The organism is Ornithinimicrobium murale, from assembly GCF_003352835.1.
In the GTDB taxonomy this organism is placed as follows: Bacteria; Actinomycetota; Actinomycetes; order Actinomycetales; family Dermatophilaceae; genus Ornithinicoccus; species Ornithinicoccus muralis.
In genome coordinates, this window is record NZ_QLVD01000023.1 from 392965 (window position 1) to 408495 (window position 15531).

The following is a 15531-nucleotide window of genomic DNA, read 5'->3' on the forward strand; positions in this document are numbered from 1 at the left end:
CGGTCGATCAGGACCGGGTGGACAGTTCCTCGTCGACGTCCACGACCGACCCGGCGAACTGGGACTGGTAGAGGCGGGCGTAGGCACCGCCGGCGGCCAGCAGCTCATCGTGCGTGCCCTGCTCGACGATGCCACCGTTCTCCATCACCAGGATCAGGTCCGCATCCCGGATGGTGGACAGGCGGTGCGCGATCACGAAACTGGTGCGGTCGCTGCGCAGGGCGTTCATCGCCTGCTGCAGCAACAGCTCGGTGCGGGTGTCGACCGAGCTGGTGGCCTCGTCGAGGATCAACAGGGCCGGGTTGGCCAGGAAGGCGCGGGCGATGGTGATCAGCTGCTTCTCGCCGGCGCTGACATTGCTGGCCTCGGAGTTGAGTTCGGTGTCATAGCCATCGGGCAGCGTGCGCACGAAGCGGTCCACGTAGGTCGCCTCGGCGGCCTGCACGATCTCCTCCTCGGTCGCGTCGGGTCGACCGTAGGCGATGTTGTCGCGGATCGTCCCCTGGAACAGCCAGGTGTCCTGCAGCACCATCCCGATGCGCGAGCGCAGTCCCTTGCGGGTCAGGTCGGTGATGTCCTCGCCGTCCAGGGTGATCCGGCCGCCGTCCAGCTCGTAGAAGCGCATGAGCAGGTTGACCAGGGTGGTCTTGCCGGCGCCGGTCGGTCCGACGATCGCCACCGTCTGCCCCGGCTCCACACTGAGGTCCAGGTCGTGGATCAGCTGGCGCTCCGGGTCGTAGGAGAAGGTGACGTCCTCGAAGGAGACGGACCCGTGCGGGTCGTCCAGGGTCACCGGGCTGACCGACTCCGGGTCCTGCTCGGGGGCGTCGAGCACCTCGAAGACCCGCTCGGCCGAGGCGACACCCGACTGCATCAGGTTGGCCATGGAGGCGACCTGGGTCAGGGGCTGGGTGAACTGGCGGGAGTACTGGATGAAGGCCTGCACCTCGCCGAGGCTCATCGTGCCGGAGGCAACGCGCAGGCCGCCCAGGACCGCGATGACGACGTAGTTGAGGTTCCCGACGAACATCATCGTCGGCATGATGATGCCGGAGATGAACTGGGCGCCGAAGCCCGCCTGGTAGAGGTCGTTGTTGGCCTTGTCGAAGGCGCGGCGGCTCTCGGCCTGCCGACCGAACACCTTGATCAGCTCGTGGCCGGTGAAGGTCTCCTCGACGATGGCGTTGACCTCGCCCGTGTGTTTCCACTGCCGCTTGAACTGCTTCTGCGCCCGCTTGCCGATCACCGCGGTGATCACGACGGACACCGGGATGGTCACCAGCGCGACCAGCGCCAGCGTCGGCGAGATCACGAACATCATGACCACCATCGCGACCACGGTCAGCAGGGAGTTCAGCAGCTGGCTGAGCGTCTGCTGCAGACTCTGGGCGACATTGTCGATGTCGTTGGTGACCCGGCTGAGCACCTCGCCGCGCGGCTGCCGGTCGAAGTAGGGCAGCGGTAGCCGGTTGAGCTTGTCCTCGACGTCCCGGCGCAGGTTGAAGATCGTCCGGTTGACCACGATGACCAGGAGCCGGGCCTGCACCCAGGAGACCAGGGAGGCCACCAGGTAGATACCGAGCACCAGCAACAGCACCTCGCCGAGTGCTCCGAAGTCGACGCCCTCTCCCGGCACGAGGTAGTCCATCGCCGAGATCATGTCGGCGAGGGTCTCCTCTCCCTGCTCCCGCAGGCCCTCCACCGCCTGCTCCTGGGTGACTCCGGCCGGCATGCTCCTGCCGAAGAACCCGGCGAAGATGATGTCGGTGGCGCGGGCCAGGATGTAGGGGCCGATCGCGTTGAGCACGACGGCGACCGCGGTGAGCGCCACCACGACGATGACGGCGGCCCGGTCCGGGCGCAGCAGCCCGATCAGGCGTCGGGCACTGCGTCCGAAGTTGGCTGGCTTCTCCGTCGGCACGCCGAGTCCGTGCCCGGGGCCGCCACCTGGTCGCTGCGGGCCGCGTCGTGCCTCGGCGGCCTTCTCCTCATCGCTCTTGACCCCCTCGGTCATCAGGCCACCTCCGCCACGGCCTGGGACTCCACGATCTCCTGGTAGGTCGTGCAGTCCAGGAGCAGCTCGTCGTGCGTGCCGACGCCGACGACCCGACCGTCCTCCAGGACCACGATCTGGTCGGCCCCGATGATCGTGGACACGCGCTGGGCGACCACGATGACGGTTGCCTCGGCCGTCTCGGGCTCCAGCGCGCCCCGCAACCGTCGGTCCGTCATCAGGTCCAGCGCAGAGAACGAGTCGTCGAAGAGGTAGATGTCGGGTCGGCGGACGACCGCCCGCGCGATCGCGAGCCGTTGCCGCTGCCCACCCGAGACGTTGCTGCCACCCTGGGCCACCGCAGAGTCCAGCCCGTCGGGCATGGCCTGCACGAAGTCGGTGCCCTGCGCGATGCGGAGCGCGTCCCAGAGCTGCTCCTCGGAGGCGTCCGAGTCGCCGTAGCGCAGGTTGTCGGCCACCGACCCGGTGAACAGGTACGGCTTCTGCGGGACCAGCCCCACGCGGCTCCAGACCGTAGCGAGGGCAGCCTCCCGGACATCCACGCCCCCCATCAGGACCGACCCCCCGGTCACGTCATAGAGCCTCGGGATGAGGTTGACCAGCGTGGTCTTGCCGGCGCCGGTCGAGCCGATGACTGCCGTGGTCTGGCCCGGCCTCGCGGTGAAGCTGACGCCCTCCAGGACCGGCACCTCGGCGCCCGGGTAGGTGAACTCCACATCGCGGAACTCGACACTGACCGGCCCCTCCGGGATGGTCACCGGGCTGGTCGGCTCCACCACCGTGGACTCGGTGTCCAGGACCTCCACGATCCGCCCTGCGGACACCACGGCCCGCGGGATCATCGTCGACATGAAGGTCGCCATCATGACCGACATCAGCACGAAGATCAGGTACTGCATGAAGGCGGTCAGGGCACCGACCTCCATGTGACCGTCATCGACCCGGTAGGCACCGAACCAGAGGACCGCGATGGTGGAGGCGTTGAAGACCAGCATCACCAGCGGGAACACCAGTGCCATCAGCTTGCCGACCGCGATCGCGGTGCCGGTGTACTGCGTGTTGGCCTCGGCGAAACGGGTCCGCTCGTGCTCCTCGCGGACAAAGGCGCGAACCACCCGGATGCCGGTGATCTGCTCCCGCAGCACCCGGTTGACCCAGTCGATGGACTGCTGCATCAGGGTGAACTGCGGGACCATCCGGCGGATGATCAGGCCGACCACCAGGGCCAGCAGGGGCACCGCGACGGCCATCAGCCAGGAGAGGCCGACATCCTCGCGCAGCGCCATGATGACGCCGCCCACCATCATGATCGGCACACCCACCATCAGGGTGAGCCCCATGAACAGCACCATCTGCACCTGGGTGATGTCGTTGGTCGACCGGGAGATCAGCGTCGGGGCACCGAACCGGCCCACCTCCTGGGCGCTGAACACCGCCACCCGGTCGAAGATCGATGCTCTGACGTCACGCCCGACCGACGCCGAGGTCCGGGAGGCCAGGTAGGTCGCCACGATGGTCACCGTCACCTGGAGCAGGGAGACCCCCAGCATGATCGCGCCCAGCCGCAGGATCGGTCCGGTCTGCCCGAGCGCGACTCCCTCGTCGATGATCCGGCCGTTGAGACTCGGCAGGAACAGGGAGGCGATGGTGCTGGTCAGCTGCAAAACCAGCAGGACAGCCACCAGTCCGGTGTAGGGCCCCAGGTGGTTCCGGAGGAGGCGGATCAGCATCGACCAGCGCTCCGTGCGCATAACGGCATGCTCGTCATGCTATGTGCGAGAACGCGACCGACCCAATCAGTTTCCCGGACACCCAACGATCACTGTCCTGCCTCCCTGCCCCTACGTGCCGACGGGGTCCTGCTGCCCGGGGCGCCCGCTCAGCGCAGCAGCCCGTCAGCGATCAGGGTGCGCAGGGTGGCCAGCACGCCGGCACGCAGGCCGTCGACGTCCTGCTCGGTGAGCACCGCGATGCCGCCCAGAATCTGCTCTGCTGTCAGCTCGCCGTCGCTGGCACCCACCAGGCCGGCGGCGACGGTGTCGAGGCGGACCGTGCGACGCAGGCCGCCTCCCTGCCGCACCTGGATGACCATCGGGTCCGGCTCTCCGGGCCGCCCGATCCGCTCCTCGGTCACGTCGGAGGCCACGGACCACGGCACCGCGAGCAGCTCCGCATCGGTGTGCTCGGCGAGCCACGTGCGGGCCCGCAGCCCCGCGAGCACCGCCGGCCCGGCGGGTTGGGCCACCGGGCCGCTGACCTCTTCCAGGTCGCAGAACGGGAGTCGCTCGGTCAGGGGTCGCTGCAGGGTGATGATCCCGAACCCGACCCGCTCGATGCCGCGCGCGGCAAAGTCGTCCAGCCACGCGGCATACAGCTCCTCAAACTCTGGTGTCCCGGGTCGGTGACCGCCGTCGCGGGCCCAGGTCTCGGCATACTCGGCCGCGTCCTGGGTCTCCCGCTGGATGACCCACGCGTCCAGGCCGGTGCCGGCCACCCACTCCCCCACGTGCTCGGTCCACTCCTCACCCGCGCGCAGCTCCCAGTTGCCCAGCAGCTGCGCGATGCCGCCCGGTGCCAGGACGCCGGCCAGGTCACGGACCAGGGTGGCCACGATCGTGTCACCGGGCGCGCCGCCGTCGCGGTACTCGAAGAGCGGGACACCGTCCCGGCGCGGGGTGATGACGAACGGCGGGTTGGAGATGACCAGGTCGAACTGCTCGGTGGCGACCGGTGCGAGCAGCGACCCCTGCCGCAGGTCCAGGTCCAGCCCGTTGAGGCCTGCCGTGAACGTCGCGAACTCCAGGGCACGCGCCGAGAGGTCGGTCGCGACGACACGGTCGGCGTGGCCGCTCGCGTGCAGCGCCTGGACACCGCAGCCGGTGCCCAGGTCGAGGACGCGGGACACCTGCGGCCGCGGCGACCACGCGGCGAGAGTCGTGGACGCTCCTCCGACGCCCAGCACATGATCGGTGGGCAGGGGGCCGCCCAGAGCCAGCTCGGACAGGTCCGAGGCGACCCACCAGTCGTGCTGGTCGTCCCCGTAGGGGCGCAGGTCGCAGGTGCCCTCCAACGGTGGCAGGCCCGGCGCACCCGCATCGGGGTCGGCGGGCACCGCGAGGCCGAGCTGGAGGACGCCCTCGACACCCGTGCGCGGCAGGGCCGAGGACAGCTCCTCGGCCGACACGGCGTCTCCGAGCACCAGGAGCCGGACCAGGACGGCGGCCGGGTCCGTGCTCCTGTGCAGCACCCGCCGCGCGGCCAACGGCTGGTCGCGGTGCAGGGCGGCGGAGGCGAGCGGCCCGAGCAGCTCGGCCAGGTGATCGGTGGTGTAGCCCGCCTCGACCAGGTCGGCCCGCAGGCGGGTCAGCTCCTCACGGGTGCCGGCGGGGGCTGGGTAGCGGCTGCGGGAGCTCACCGGACCAGCCCGCACCCGAGGACGCAGGGTCGGCACACGCCGGTCCCACCGTGGGAGACCCCACGGTGGGACCGGCGTTCAGTGCGCGTCATCGACCCACGTCGTCAGCCAAGCTGTCGCGCCTGCTCCGGCGTGTCCTCGCCGATGGCGGTGCCACGCCGCTTGCTGACCCAGATCGCTCCCACGATGGAGGCGATCGCGACGAAGGCGATCAGCCAGCGCAGGATGTCGTTGGCGCCGTCGCCGTAGGTCAGCCCCACGACGGCCGGCGCGATCAGCAGCGCCACCAGGTTCATCACCTTGATGAGCGGGTTGATGGCCGGGCCGGCGGTGTCCTTGAACGGGTCACCGACCGTGTCGCCGATGACGGTCGCCTCGTGGGCCGCGGAGCCCTTGCCGCCGTGATGACCGTCCTCGACGATCTTCTTGGCGTTGTCCCAGGCACCACCGGAGTTGGCCAGGAAGACCGCCATCAGCACGCCGGTGCCGATGGCACCTGCGAGGTAGCCGGCGAGGGCGCTGACGCCCAGGCCGAAGCCGACCGCGATCGGGGCCATGATCGCCAACAGGCCGGGGGTGGCCAGCTCGCGCAGGGAGTCGCGGGTGCAGATGTCCACGACGCGGGCGTAGTCGGGCTTCTCCGAGAAGTTCATGATGCCGGGCTTCTCGCGGAACTGGCGGCGCACCTCGAAGACGATGGCTCCCGCCGCCCGGGTCACGGCGTCGATCGCCAGGCCGGAGAACATGAAGACCACCGAGCCGCCGAGGATGATCCCGACCAGCGCACGCGGGTCGAAGACGATCAGCGAGTTCATCATCTCGTTGATGTCGTCCACGGAGTCGACCGCGTTCGTGATGGCGTCGAAGTAGGACCCGAACAGCGCCGTGGCGGCCAGCACGGCCGTGGCGATCGCGATGCCCTTGGTGACCGCCTTGGTGGTGTTGCCGACCGCGTCCAGCTCGGTGAGGATCTGAGCGCCCTCGCCGTCGACGTCGCCGGACATCTCCGCGATGCCCTGGGCGTTGTCGGAGACCGGCCCGAAGGTGTCCATCGCCACGATCATGCCGACCGTGGTCAGCAGCCCGCAGCCGGCCATCGCGACCAGGAACAGGGTGAAGATCAGGCCACCGCCACCGAGGGTGAACAGCACGAAGATCGCCCCGGCGATGGTCGCCGCGGTGTAGACGGCGGACTCGAAACCGACGCCGATCCCCGAGAGCACCACGGTGGCCGGGCCAGTCAGCGAGGTCTTGGCCACGGTCTTGGTGGGCTTGGAGTCAGTGCCGGTGAAGTAGCCGGTCAGCCAGAGGATGAACGCGGCCAGGACGATGCCGATGATCACGGCGGCCGCGACCCGGACACTCGGGTCGAGGTCCAGGCCGTCGACCTCGCCAGGCAGGAAGATGAAGGCCGCGACCGCACACACACCCGCAGCCACGAGCGCCGAGATGTAGAAGCCGCGGTTGATGGTGACCAGGGCACTCTCTCCGGCACGGCCCTTGGTCAGGTAGACCCCCGCGATCGCGGTGAGCGCACCGATGGCCGGGATGATCAGGGGGAAGGTGAGCCCCTCCGACCCGAGTGCCGCGGAGCCGAGGATGAGCGCCGCGACCAGGGTCACGGCATACGACTCGAACAGGTCGGCCGCCATGCCGGCACAGTCACCGACGTTGTCGCCGACGTTGTCGGCGATGGTGGCGGCGTTGCGCGGGTCGTCCTCGGGGATGCCCGCCTCGACCTTGCCGACCAGGTCGGCACCCACGTCAGCAGCCTTGGTGAAGATGCCACCGCCGACCCGCATGAACATCGCCAGCAGGGCGGCACCGAAGCCGAAGCCCTCCAGCACCTGCGGCGCGTTGCCCTGGTAGAAGAGCACCACCAGCGCTGCTCCCAGCAGCCCCAGTCCGACGGTCGCCATGCCGACGGTGCCGCCGGTGCGGAAGGCGATCTGCATGCCCTTGTCGCGGTCCAGGTTGCGCGCGGCCTCGGCCACCCGCATGTTGGCGGCCGTCGCCAGGTTCATGCCGAGATAGCCGATTCCGGCCGAGAACCCGGCCCCCAGGACGAAGAAGACCGAACGACCGATCCGCACCGCGGTGTCGTCCGCCGGCAGGGCGAACAGCAGCAGGAAGGCGACGACCACGAAGATGGCGAGCGTCTTAAACTGCCGTTGGAGATAGGCCTGAGCCCCCTCCTGCACGGCCTTCCCGATCTCCTGCATGCTGGGGGTGCCCGGCTCGGTGGCCAGCACCTCCTGTCGGAACTTGAGCCCCATCACCAGCGCGGCCAGCGCGATGAGCGCGACGACGACGACGATTGAGATCTCACCGCCTGATAGGTCGATGTCTCTCATAGCTCTGGCTCCGAACGACGACGATGTGGCATGTGACCTCCTGGGAGACGCCGGTCGCCCTCGACCGGACTGCACAGTTCAGTGGTGTGGCATGTGGCCGCCACTGTAACGGGGGCCACACTAGGTGACACATGTGACATGCCACACACTGCCCCCGATGCCGACACGGCATACGGTGACCGCGATGCCCCGAGACTTCGACCCCCGTGCCGCGCTGGACCACCTGGCGCGGGGTGCCCGTCGTGAACGACTGGTCCACGTGCGCCACCTCCCCCGGCGGGAAGCCGAGCAGGTGCCGTGGCCGGAGTGGGTGGACCCCGGCGTGTATGCCGCCTGGTCGGGTGCGGGGGTCACGCACCTGTGGTCGCACCAGGCGCAGCTGGCCGAACTGGCCCGGGCGGGCCGCCACACGGTCTGTGCGACCGGCACCGCCTCGGGCAAGTCGCTCGGCTTCCTGGTGCCCGTGCTCACCGCCCTGGCCGAGGGCAGCCACGCCCCCACCGGGCGCGGTGCGACCGCGCTCTACCTGGCGCCGACCAAGGCGCTGGCTGCTGACCAGCTCGCCCGGCTGGAGGCCATGAGCGTCCCGGGGGTGCGCTCTGCGGTCTATGACGGTGACACGCCCACCGACGAGCGTCGCTGGATCCGGGACCACGCGCACTACGTGCTGTCCAACCCCGACCTGCTGCACCACGCCCTGTTGCCCGGCCACGCGCAGTGGGCGCCCTTCCTCCGGGCGCTGCGCTATGTCGTTGTCGACGAGTGTCATGTCTATCGAGGCGTCTTCGGCGCGCACGTGTCGGCGGTGCTGCGCCGCCTCCTGCGCGTTGCCGCCCGCTATGGGTCCCGGCCCACGGTCCTGTTCGCCTCAGCGACGATCGCGGCGCCCGAGTCGTTGGCGGAGGCCCTGATCGGAGCGCCGGTCACGGCGATCACGCACGACGGTTCGCCGCGTGAGGCGACGACCTTCGCCCTGTGGGAACCGCCGCTGGACGGCGAGGACAGCCGGCGCAGTGCTGTGTCCGAGTCGGCGACGCTGCTGGCGGATCTGGTCCTGCACGACGTGCAGACGGTGGCCTTCGCGCGCTCCCGCGTCGGGGTCGAGGCAGTGGCGGCGGCCACCCGCCGGGACCTGACGGGGGTGGACCCCTCGCTCGCTCCGCGGGTCGCTGCCTACCGCGGCGGCTACCTTCCCGAGGAGCGTCGCGAGCTGGAACGGTCGCTGCGGGAGCGTGAGCTGCTCGGACTGGCCGCCACCAGCGCCCTGGAACTGGGCATCGACATCGCGGGGCTCGATGCGGTGCTCGTCGCGGGGTGGCCGGGCACCCGGGCCTCACTGTGGCAGCAGGCGGGACGGGCCGGGCGTTCCGGCACGCCCTCGCTCGCGGTGCTGGTGGCCGCCGACGACCCGCTCGACACCTATCTCGTGCACCACCCGGAGGCGATCTTCGCGGCACCGGTCGAGGCGAGCGTCTTTGACCCGGCGAACCCGCACGTCCTGACCCCGCACCTCGCCGCCGCGGCGGCCGAGCTGCCACTGACGGAAGCGGACACCGAGTGGTTCGGCCCGACCGTCCCGCAGCTGGCCGAGTCGCTCGTCGCCGGCGGGGTGCTGCGGCGCCGACCCGCAGGGTGGTTCTGGGCCCGGCCCGACCGGGCCAGCGACCATGTGGAGCTGCGTGGCATCGGTCGGACCGTGCGCATCGTGGAGAGCCGCACGGGGCGGGTGCTGGGCACCGTGGACCAGGCCCGCGCGGACTCGGCGGTGCACACCGGTGCGGTCTATCTGCACCAGGGCCAGCCGCACGTCGTCACCGAGCTCGACCTCGCGGACGCTGCGGCCCACGTGGTGGCCGGTGACCCGGGGTGGAGCACCCAGGCCCGGTCAACCAGTGAGTTCCGGATCCTGCACACCGCGCGACAGCATCAGTGGGGCCCGGCGACCTTGTCCTGGGGCGCGGTCGAGGTCACCCACCAGGTCACCTCCTTCCTGCGGCGGTTGCCCACCGGTGAGGTGATCGGCGAGCACCCGCTGGACCTGCCGCGACGCACCCTGTCCACGATGGCAGTCTGGTGGACGCTGCCCGAGGACGAGCTCGCCCTGGCCGGCGTCGGGGAGGCCGACATCCCGGGCGCTCTGCACGCGGCCGAGCACGCCTCGATCGGGTTGCTGCCGCTCATCGCCACGTGCGACCGCTGGGACATCGGCGGGGTCTCCACGGCGCTGCACGCCGACACCGGGCTGCCGACCGTCCTGGTCTATGACGGACATCCCGGTGGGGCCGGCTTCGCCGAGCAGGGGTTCCACCGGGCAATTGAGTGGCTGACGGCGACGCTGGACACGGTGCGCTCCTGTGAGTGCTCCTCCGGCTGCCCCTCCTGCGTCCAGTCCCCGAAGTGCGGGAATGGCAACGAACCGCTGAGCAAATCTGGCGCGCTGCGGACGCTCGCGCACCTGCTGTCCGCTGGTTGATCCCGGACAGTCCCGATGTGCGGGCCAGGCCGCTGACCAGGCGTCACCACCGTCGAACCGTTACTGTCACAGACTGTCAGGGCAGATCACACCACGGGAGGCAGATCGTGCTTATTCTCGGATTGTTGCTGACCGCAGCGGCCCTCATCGTCTTCGGCTACATGCTGTTCGGCACCCAGGACCTGGACCCACTCCGGATCGACCTCGGTGTCTTCGCCGTCGAACTCACACCGATGCACCTGTATCTCCTGGGCGCCGCCACGCTCGTTGTCCTGGTCCTCGGACTGTTCGTGCTGACGTTGGGGCTCCGCGCACAGCGGCGGCGGCGTCGCGAGGTCAAAGAGCTGCGCGCAGCCGTACGCGACGGCGACACAGGACGGCGCAGCACCCGAGAGGATCCGCCCCGGCAGCACCCCGCGGACCACCCGGAACGGCCCGTCGAGGATCAGAGGCAGCCCGCGCCCGGCTCGTATGAGCGGGACGTCCCCGCCGGTAGTGCGGGGCAGGCACCTCCCCCGCCACCGCAGGAGGGGACTCACGACGTCGCCCTGCCGAGTGACTACCCCAGGGACGGCACAACCCCTGGCGGCGACCGTCCCTGACGGGCTCGTTTCACCTGCCCAAGGCGCGCCGCCCCGGCCGGTCATTGGTCGCCCCGCGCATCAACCGGTTCACCGTGCGGGACCGCACCGGCGTGCGCCACGGCTCGCGCCTGCAGACTGCGCAGCCCCGAGACGGTGATGCCCACCTCGACGCGCAAACGTGCTGTGGTGGCGGTGCCGGTGGTGCCGCGTGCGGCGTCGGTGCGGTGCTCGCAGTGGAGGAGTTGCCCACCGTTGGCGGTGGATAGTTTCTTCGCAGCGGCGCAGGCCGCGGCCTCATCTCCTCCCTCGAGCAGGACACCCGCCCCGGCGAGCGCCGCAGCGTCGGCTGCGGCGCGGGCCTGCAGGCTCCCGTGAACGGCTGCCCCGAGCACCAGGAGGGCGAGGAGCAGCGACAGGGTCAGCAGGATCGCCCCGAGGCCGAGCACGGTGGCCGAGCCCCGCTCCCCGGACGTGTCATCATCGGCCACCCGCCTGGTCCGTCCGACAGGTGTCACGGGTTGGACAGGACAGGGCGTCGCCGTTCTCATGGCGATCCCATCCGGGCAGCCGGCTCAAGGACCGCCTCGACACTCGCGCTCGCGCGCGGCAGTGCCGACAGATAGCGCGTGCGGGGCGGTGCCGTCACGGTGACCCGCACCCGGTCCCCCGCCTCGTCGACCGTCACGTCCGACCCTGGTGGTGCAGCCTGCTGCGCCAGCTCACGCACCGCGTCGACCGGCTCACCCCGTGCAGCGGCCCGGGCAGCGATCCGGGCAGCATCGACGGCCCGGATCTGGTCCACCGCCAACCCGAGCCCGCTCAGGCACAGGGCGAGCACCGCCACCAGGGCTGGGATGACAACGGCCAGCTCGGCCGTCGCCATTCCGCCCTCGTGGCGGTGCCCGCAGGCGCTCACAGCGAGACCGAGAGAGCCACCTTGACGACCTTGGTCACCAGGGACTCGATCCCACCGGACTGCACGATGGCGAGCAGCACGGCAGCGAACGCGCACGCCGCGATGGTCCCCACGGCATACTCCGCCGTCGTCATCCCTGCCTCGCGCGCCGTCGACAGTGACTCACTCAGCCGGCGCCATCCGTGACGCCGCTCCAGTGACTTCCTCATAGTTGCCTCCATCCCTGACGGGAACCGGTTGCTCCCTTTGGACGAGACTCCCCCAGCCACAGGTGCGTCGACAGGCCCTGAGGGGATCTGTGGACAAGCCGAACGTGGTGGACGCGCTGTGCACACAACTGAGCCCCGGTCCGCTCGACGGGCGGATCCGGGGCTCACTGGTGGAGTTGGTCGCTGGTGGCTCAGCCGTGGATCAACTGACTGCTCGGCAGGGCGGTGATCAGTCGGGTCACACCCTCATGGTCCGCGGCAGCCAGGGCGGTCGTGGCACCGGGGAGCACCCACACCGTCGGGACGTCGTCTCCGGACCCACCCTCCGGCAACCACTCGGCGGTCCAGCCGGCCAGAGCCTCGCCCAGCGCACAGGAGCCAGGACGCTGCCGCACCCGGTTGATCTGCACGCGGTCCGGCGCGATCAACGCCTGGTGACCCCGCCGATCGGTTGCTATGTACACCTGACCGTAGGCGTCCGACGGCAGGGAGAGGAGCACCTGCTGAGCCTCCGCGACATCGCAGACATCAGCGAAGATGCACACCCTGATGGAAGGACCACGCCGACGACTCACACCGCGAGTGTAGGTTAGCCTAACCAAATCTGGGAAACCTGGTCCTCCACGGTGTGAGTCGCTCCCGGCGGCGCGGATCAGCCGGCGACGTGCGCCTGCAGGAACCAGCGATCCTTCACCAGGCCCTGCTCGATCGCGATCGCCACGTCCTGGCTGGCCAGGTCGACCTCGTCGAGCCCCTTGACTGCCTCGCGCGTGGTCGCAATCGCGGCATCGAGCTGCGCGACGACCTGAGGCACCAGGTCTGCCGAAGAGATGAACCCCTCGGTCAGCGCCGGCAACGTGTTCTTTGCGGCCACGGTCTCGATGCGAGCATCCAGGGGCAGTCCGAGGGCGACAACTCGCTCAGCGGCGTCGTCGGCGAACTGCTGGGCGTGGGCGACGATGCTGTCCAGCAACTCGTGCACGCCCACGAAGTTGGCGCCACGCACGTGCCAGTGCGCCTGCTTGCCGTTGACGACGAGGGCCTCCAGGTCAATGACGACCGGGGTCAGCAGCTGGGCGGCGCCAGCAGCGACCTCGGACGTCGTGGCCAGGGCGTCGGAGGTGCGAGTGGTGGTCATGGATTCCTCCTCGAAGGTTGTCGGGCCGCCTCCAACCGAGGCAACCCACACACCACAACTTCCCCTAGTTCCCACCTCCCCGCAAGCAAGAGAAGGCTGACCTTAGAGCCCGCCCAAGGGCGCCTGCTCGGGTCCCGTCGTGCCATATTAGGTGGCCATACCCACCCAGCGGTGCAGACGTCACGGGAGTTGCCATGGCTCAGAAGAAGTCCTCCTCGGGCAAGAAGGTCGTCCGCGTCGAGAAGACGCCAGAGGCGGGCGATAAGGCGCCAGAGACCGGCCGTATCGACCAACCCCGAGACGATGGGCCGCAGTGGCAGGCGACTCCGGAGGCACGCAAGAAGGCAGGGACCTTTCGACTGATAGCCGGCCTGCTGTGGGCCCTGGCAATCGCCGGCGAGCTGGTGGCGATCTTCTGGGTGCTGCGGCAGGGCGACATCAACATGGTCCTGTTGATCGGGCTGATCGTGGTCATCGGCGCCCTGGCCATCGGTGGTTCGCTGCTGTGGAAGAAGGCGAACCGACTGGATCCTGCAGAGCGCAAGGACACCGTGCGGTTCTTCGTGCAGAACCAGCTCGGGGCCATCATCACGATCATCGCCTTCCTGCCGCTGATCGTGATGATCCTGCTCAACGAGGACCTGGACAAGAAGGACAAGGCCATCGCTGGCACGGTCGGTGTCGTTGTGGCGGTGGTCGCAACGCTGGTCAGCGTCGACTGGGACCCGCCGTCCGTCGAGCAGTACACCGCGGAGTCGTCCACGGTCATCGACATCACCGGCGAGGACCTTGTCTACTGGACCAGTGCCGGTGAGGTCTTCCATCTCTGCGAGGACGCCTCCGCAGTCAACCTGGAGTCCAAGGACAACACGATCTACTCCGGCACCGTCGCTGACGCTCACGCCGCTGGGAAGTCACGTCTCACCAAGCAGGTCGAGATGGAGCAGAAGCAGTGCGGCTTCAGCGTCGACGAGGAAGAGACGCAAGACGCCGTCGACCCGAGCGAGGCGCCCGCACCATGACCGGGGACGCCTTGGCACAGTTGGCGGCCGACCTGCCTGAGGGGATGGTCGTGACGGACCCCGACATCCTGGCGGGCTACCGGCAGGACCGCGCGATGGATCCGGGTGCGGGCACCCCTCTGGCACTCGTTCGCCCAACAGCCACGGCCGAAGTGCAGGCGGTGGTCCGGTGGTGTGCCGCGCACCAGATCAAGGTCGTCACTCGTGGCGCCGGCACCAGCCTCTCGGGCGGCTCGACCGCTGTGGACGGGGCCATTGTGCTGTCCACGGAGCGGATGCGGGACCTGCGCATCGACAGCACCACCCGGACCGCGACAGTGCAGCCGGGGCTGCTCAATGCCGAGGTGAAGGCAGCGGCGGCAGCCGAGGGGCTCTGGTATCCGCCAGACCCCTCGAGCTTTGAGATCTGCTCGATCGGCGGCAACGTCGCGACCAACGCAGGTGGCCTGTGCTGCGTGAAGTACGGCGTGACCGTGGACTACGTGCTGGGCCTGGAGGTCGTGCTGGCCGACGGTCGGGCTGTCCGGCTCGGAGGCCGACAGATCAAGGACTCGGCAGGGCTGCCCCTGACGAAACTGTTCGTCGGCAGCGAGGGGGTCCTCGGCATCATCACCGAGGTCATCCTGCGGCTGCTCCCCGCGCAACCGGCAGCGAGCACAGTGGTCGGGGTCTTCCCGACGGTTGCCGGCGCCAGCAGCGCTGTCGTGGCCGTCACCGACAGGATCCGGCCGGCGATGCTGGAGTTTATGGACGCGGTCGCGATCAACGCCGTCGAGGACATGGTCACCATGGGACTGCCACGGGACGCGGCCGCCCTGCTCATCGCCCAGTCCGATGCTCCGGGTGTCGCTGGGGCCGAGGAGGTGGCCCTGATCCAACAGGCCTTTGAGTCGCACGGCGCCACAGAGTGCTTCATGACGGACGACCCGGTCGAGGGCGAGGCCTTCACCGCGGCGCGTCGGGCGGCGATCCCAGCGGTGGAGCGCCTCGGGTCGCTGCTGCTGGAGGACGTCGGGGTGCCCCTCCCAGCGTTGCCGGACCTGATCGATGGCGTGGCCCGGATCGCCGCCGCCCAGTCCGTGACGATCTCGCTGATCGCCCACGCTGGGGACGGCAACACGCACCCTCTGATCGCCTACGACCCCGGTGACTCGGCGCAGCACGACCGCGCCCAGGATGCCTTCGGTCAGATCATGGACCTGGCCATCTCCCTGGACGGGACCATCACCGGTGAGCACGGCGTCGGTCGGCTCAAGAAGGCCTGGCTGCCGGATCAGGTGGGGCCCGACGTCATGCAGTTGACAGCCGCCATCAAGACCGCCCTCGACCCAGACGGGCTGCTCAACCCTGGCGTGCTGCTGTAGGCATCTGCGGCTGTCGGGTGCGCCAACCTGTTGGACAGGCTC

The 15531-nt window shown here is 69.6% G+C and carries 13 protein-coding genes; 4 read left to right on the forward strand and 9 right to left on the reverse strand.

What is annotated here, in order from left to right; all coding sequences use genetic code 11:
* Nucleotides 1-7: 7 nt before the first annotated feature.
* The 4 genes from DPQ65_RS11150 to DPQ65_RS11165 form a co-directional block, all read right to left on the reverse strand.
* Nucleotides 8-2014 (reverse strand): ABC transporter ATP-binding protein, encoded by a 2007-nt coding sequence (locus DPQ65_RS11150; protein ID WP_114907387.1) that lies wholly within the window; start codon nt 2012-2014, stop codon nt 8-10.
* Nucleotides 2014-3744: an ABC transporter ATP-binding protein gene (locus DPQ65_RS11155; RefSeq protein ID WP_114907516.1), complete on the reverse strand. Its 1731-nt coding sequence runs from the start codon at nt 3742-3744 to the stop codon at nt 2014-2016. Before DPQ65_RS11155 ends, DPQ65_RS11150 begins: the two co-directional genes overlap by 1 nt.
* Before the next feature lie 149 nt (nt 3745-3893).
* Nucleotides 3894-5429 (reverse strand): DUF7059 domain-containing protein, encoded by a 1536-nt coding sequence (locus tag DPQ65_RS11160; protein ID WP_202863089.1) that lies wholly within the window; start codon nt 5427-5429, stop codon nt 3894-3896.
* A 104-nt stretch (nt 5430-5533) separates the two neighbouring features.
* A complete protein-coding gene (locus tag DPQ65_RS11165) occupies nt 5534-7783 on the reverse strand; it encodes a sodium-translocating pyrophosphatase (RefSeq protein ID WP_114907388.1) in 2250 nt (749 codons plus the stop codon).
* A gap of 157 nt (nt 7784-7940) precedes the next feature.
* Between DPQ65_RS11165 and DPQ65_RS11170 the strand changes: the two genes are divergently transcribed.
* Together DPQ65_RS11170 and DPQ65_RS11175 are read left to right on the forward strand one after the other, a co-directional pair.
* Nucleotides 7941-10256, forward strand: coding sequence for a DEAD/DEAH box helicase (locus DPQ65_RS11170; protein WP_420330088.1), 2316 nt, complete (start codon nt 7941-7943; stop codon nt 10254-10256).
* Between the two features lie 107 nt (nt 10257-10363).
* Nucleotides 10364-10858, forward strand: coding sequence for a hypothetical protein (locus DPQ65_RS11175; RefSeq protein WP_162802170.1), 495 nt, complete (start codon nt 10364-10366; stop codon nt 10856-10858).
* Between the two features lie 41 nt (nt 10859-10899).
* On the opposite strand, the gene DPQ65_RS11180 is transcribed toward DPQ65_RS11175, so the two are convergent.
* From DPQ65_RS11180 to DPQ65_RS11200, 5 genes are all read right to left on the reverse strand, one after another.
* Nucleotides 10900-11328, reverse strand: a complete 429-nt coding sequence (locus DPQ65_RS11180) for an Rv3654c family TadE-like protein (protein WP_162802171.1) — start codon at nt 11326-11328, stop codon at nt 10900-10902.
* Between the two features lie 56 nt (nt 11329-11384).
* Nucleotides 11385-11723, reverse strand: coding sequence for a TadE family type IV pilus minor pilin (locus DPQ65_RS11185; RefSeq protein ID WP_114907392.1), 339 nt, complete (start codon nt 11721-11723; stop codon nt 11385-11387).
* Nucleotides 11724-11752: 29 nt separating this feature from the next.
* Nucleotides 11753-11965, reverse strand: a complete 213-nt coding sequence (locus tag DPQ65_RS11190; protein ID WP_202863090.1) for a DUF4244 domain-containing protein — start codon at nt 11963-11965, stop codon at nt 11753-11755.
* Between the two features lie 191 nt (nt 11966-12156).
* Nucleotides 12157-12540: a hypothetical protein gene (locus DPQ65_RS11195; RefSeq protein WP_162802172.1), complete on the reverse strand. Its 384-nt coding sequence runs from the start codon at nt 12538-12540 to the stop codon at nt 12157-12159.
* A gap of 77 nt (nt 12541-12617) precedes the next feature.
* Nucleotides 12618-13103 carry a Dps family protein gene (locus tag DPQ65_RS11200; RefSeq protein WP_114907395.1) on the reverse strand — a complete coding sequence of 162 codons (486 nt, stop codon included), beginning with the start codon at nt 13101-13103 and terminating at the stop codon, nt 12618-12620.
* A gap of 194 nt (nt 13104-13297) precedes the next feature.
* On the opposite strand from DPQ65_RS11200, the gene DPQ65_RS11205 reads away from it, so the two are divergent.
* Complete coding sequence (locus DPQ65_RS11205; RefSeq protein ID WP_114907396.1) at nt 13298-14125, forward strand: hypothetical protein; 828 nt, start codon at nt 13298-13300, stop codon at nt 14123-14125.
* Nucleotides 14122-15489 (forward strand): FAD-binding oxidoreductase, encoded by a 1368-nt coding sequence (locus tag DPQ65_RS11210; protein ID WP_114907397.1) that lies wholly within the window; start codon nt 14122-14124, stop codon nt 15487-15489. Before DPQ65_RS11205 ends, DPQ65_RS11210 begins: the two co-directional genes overlap by 4 nt.
* Nucleotides 15490-15531: the final 42 nt, after the last annotated feature.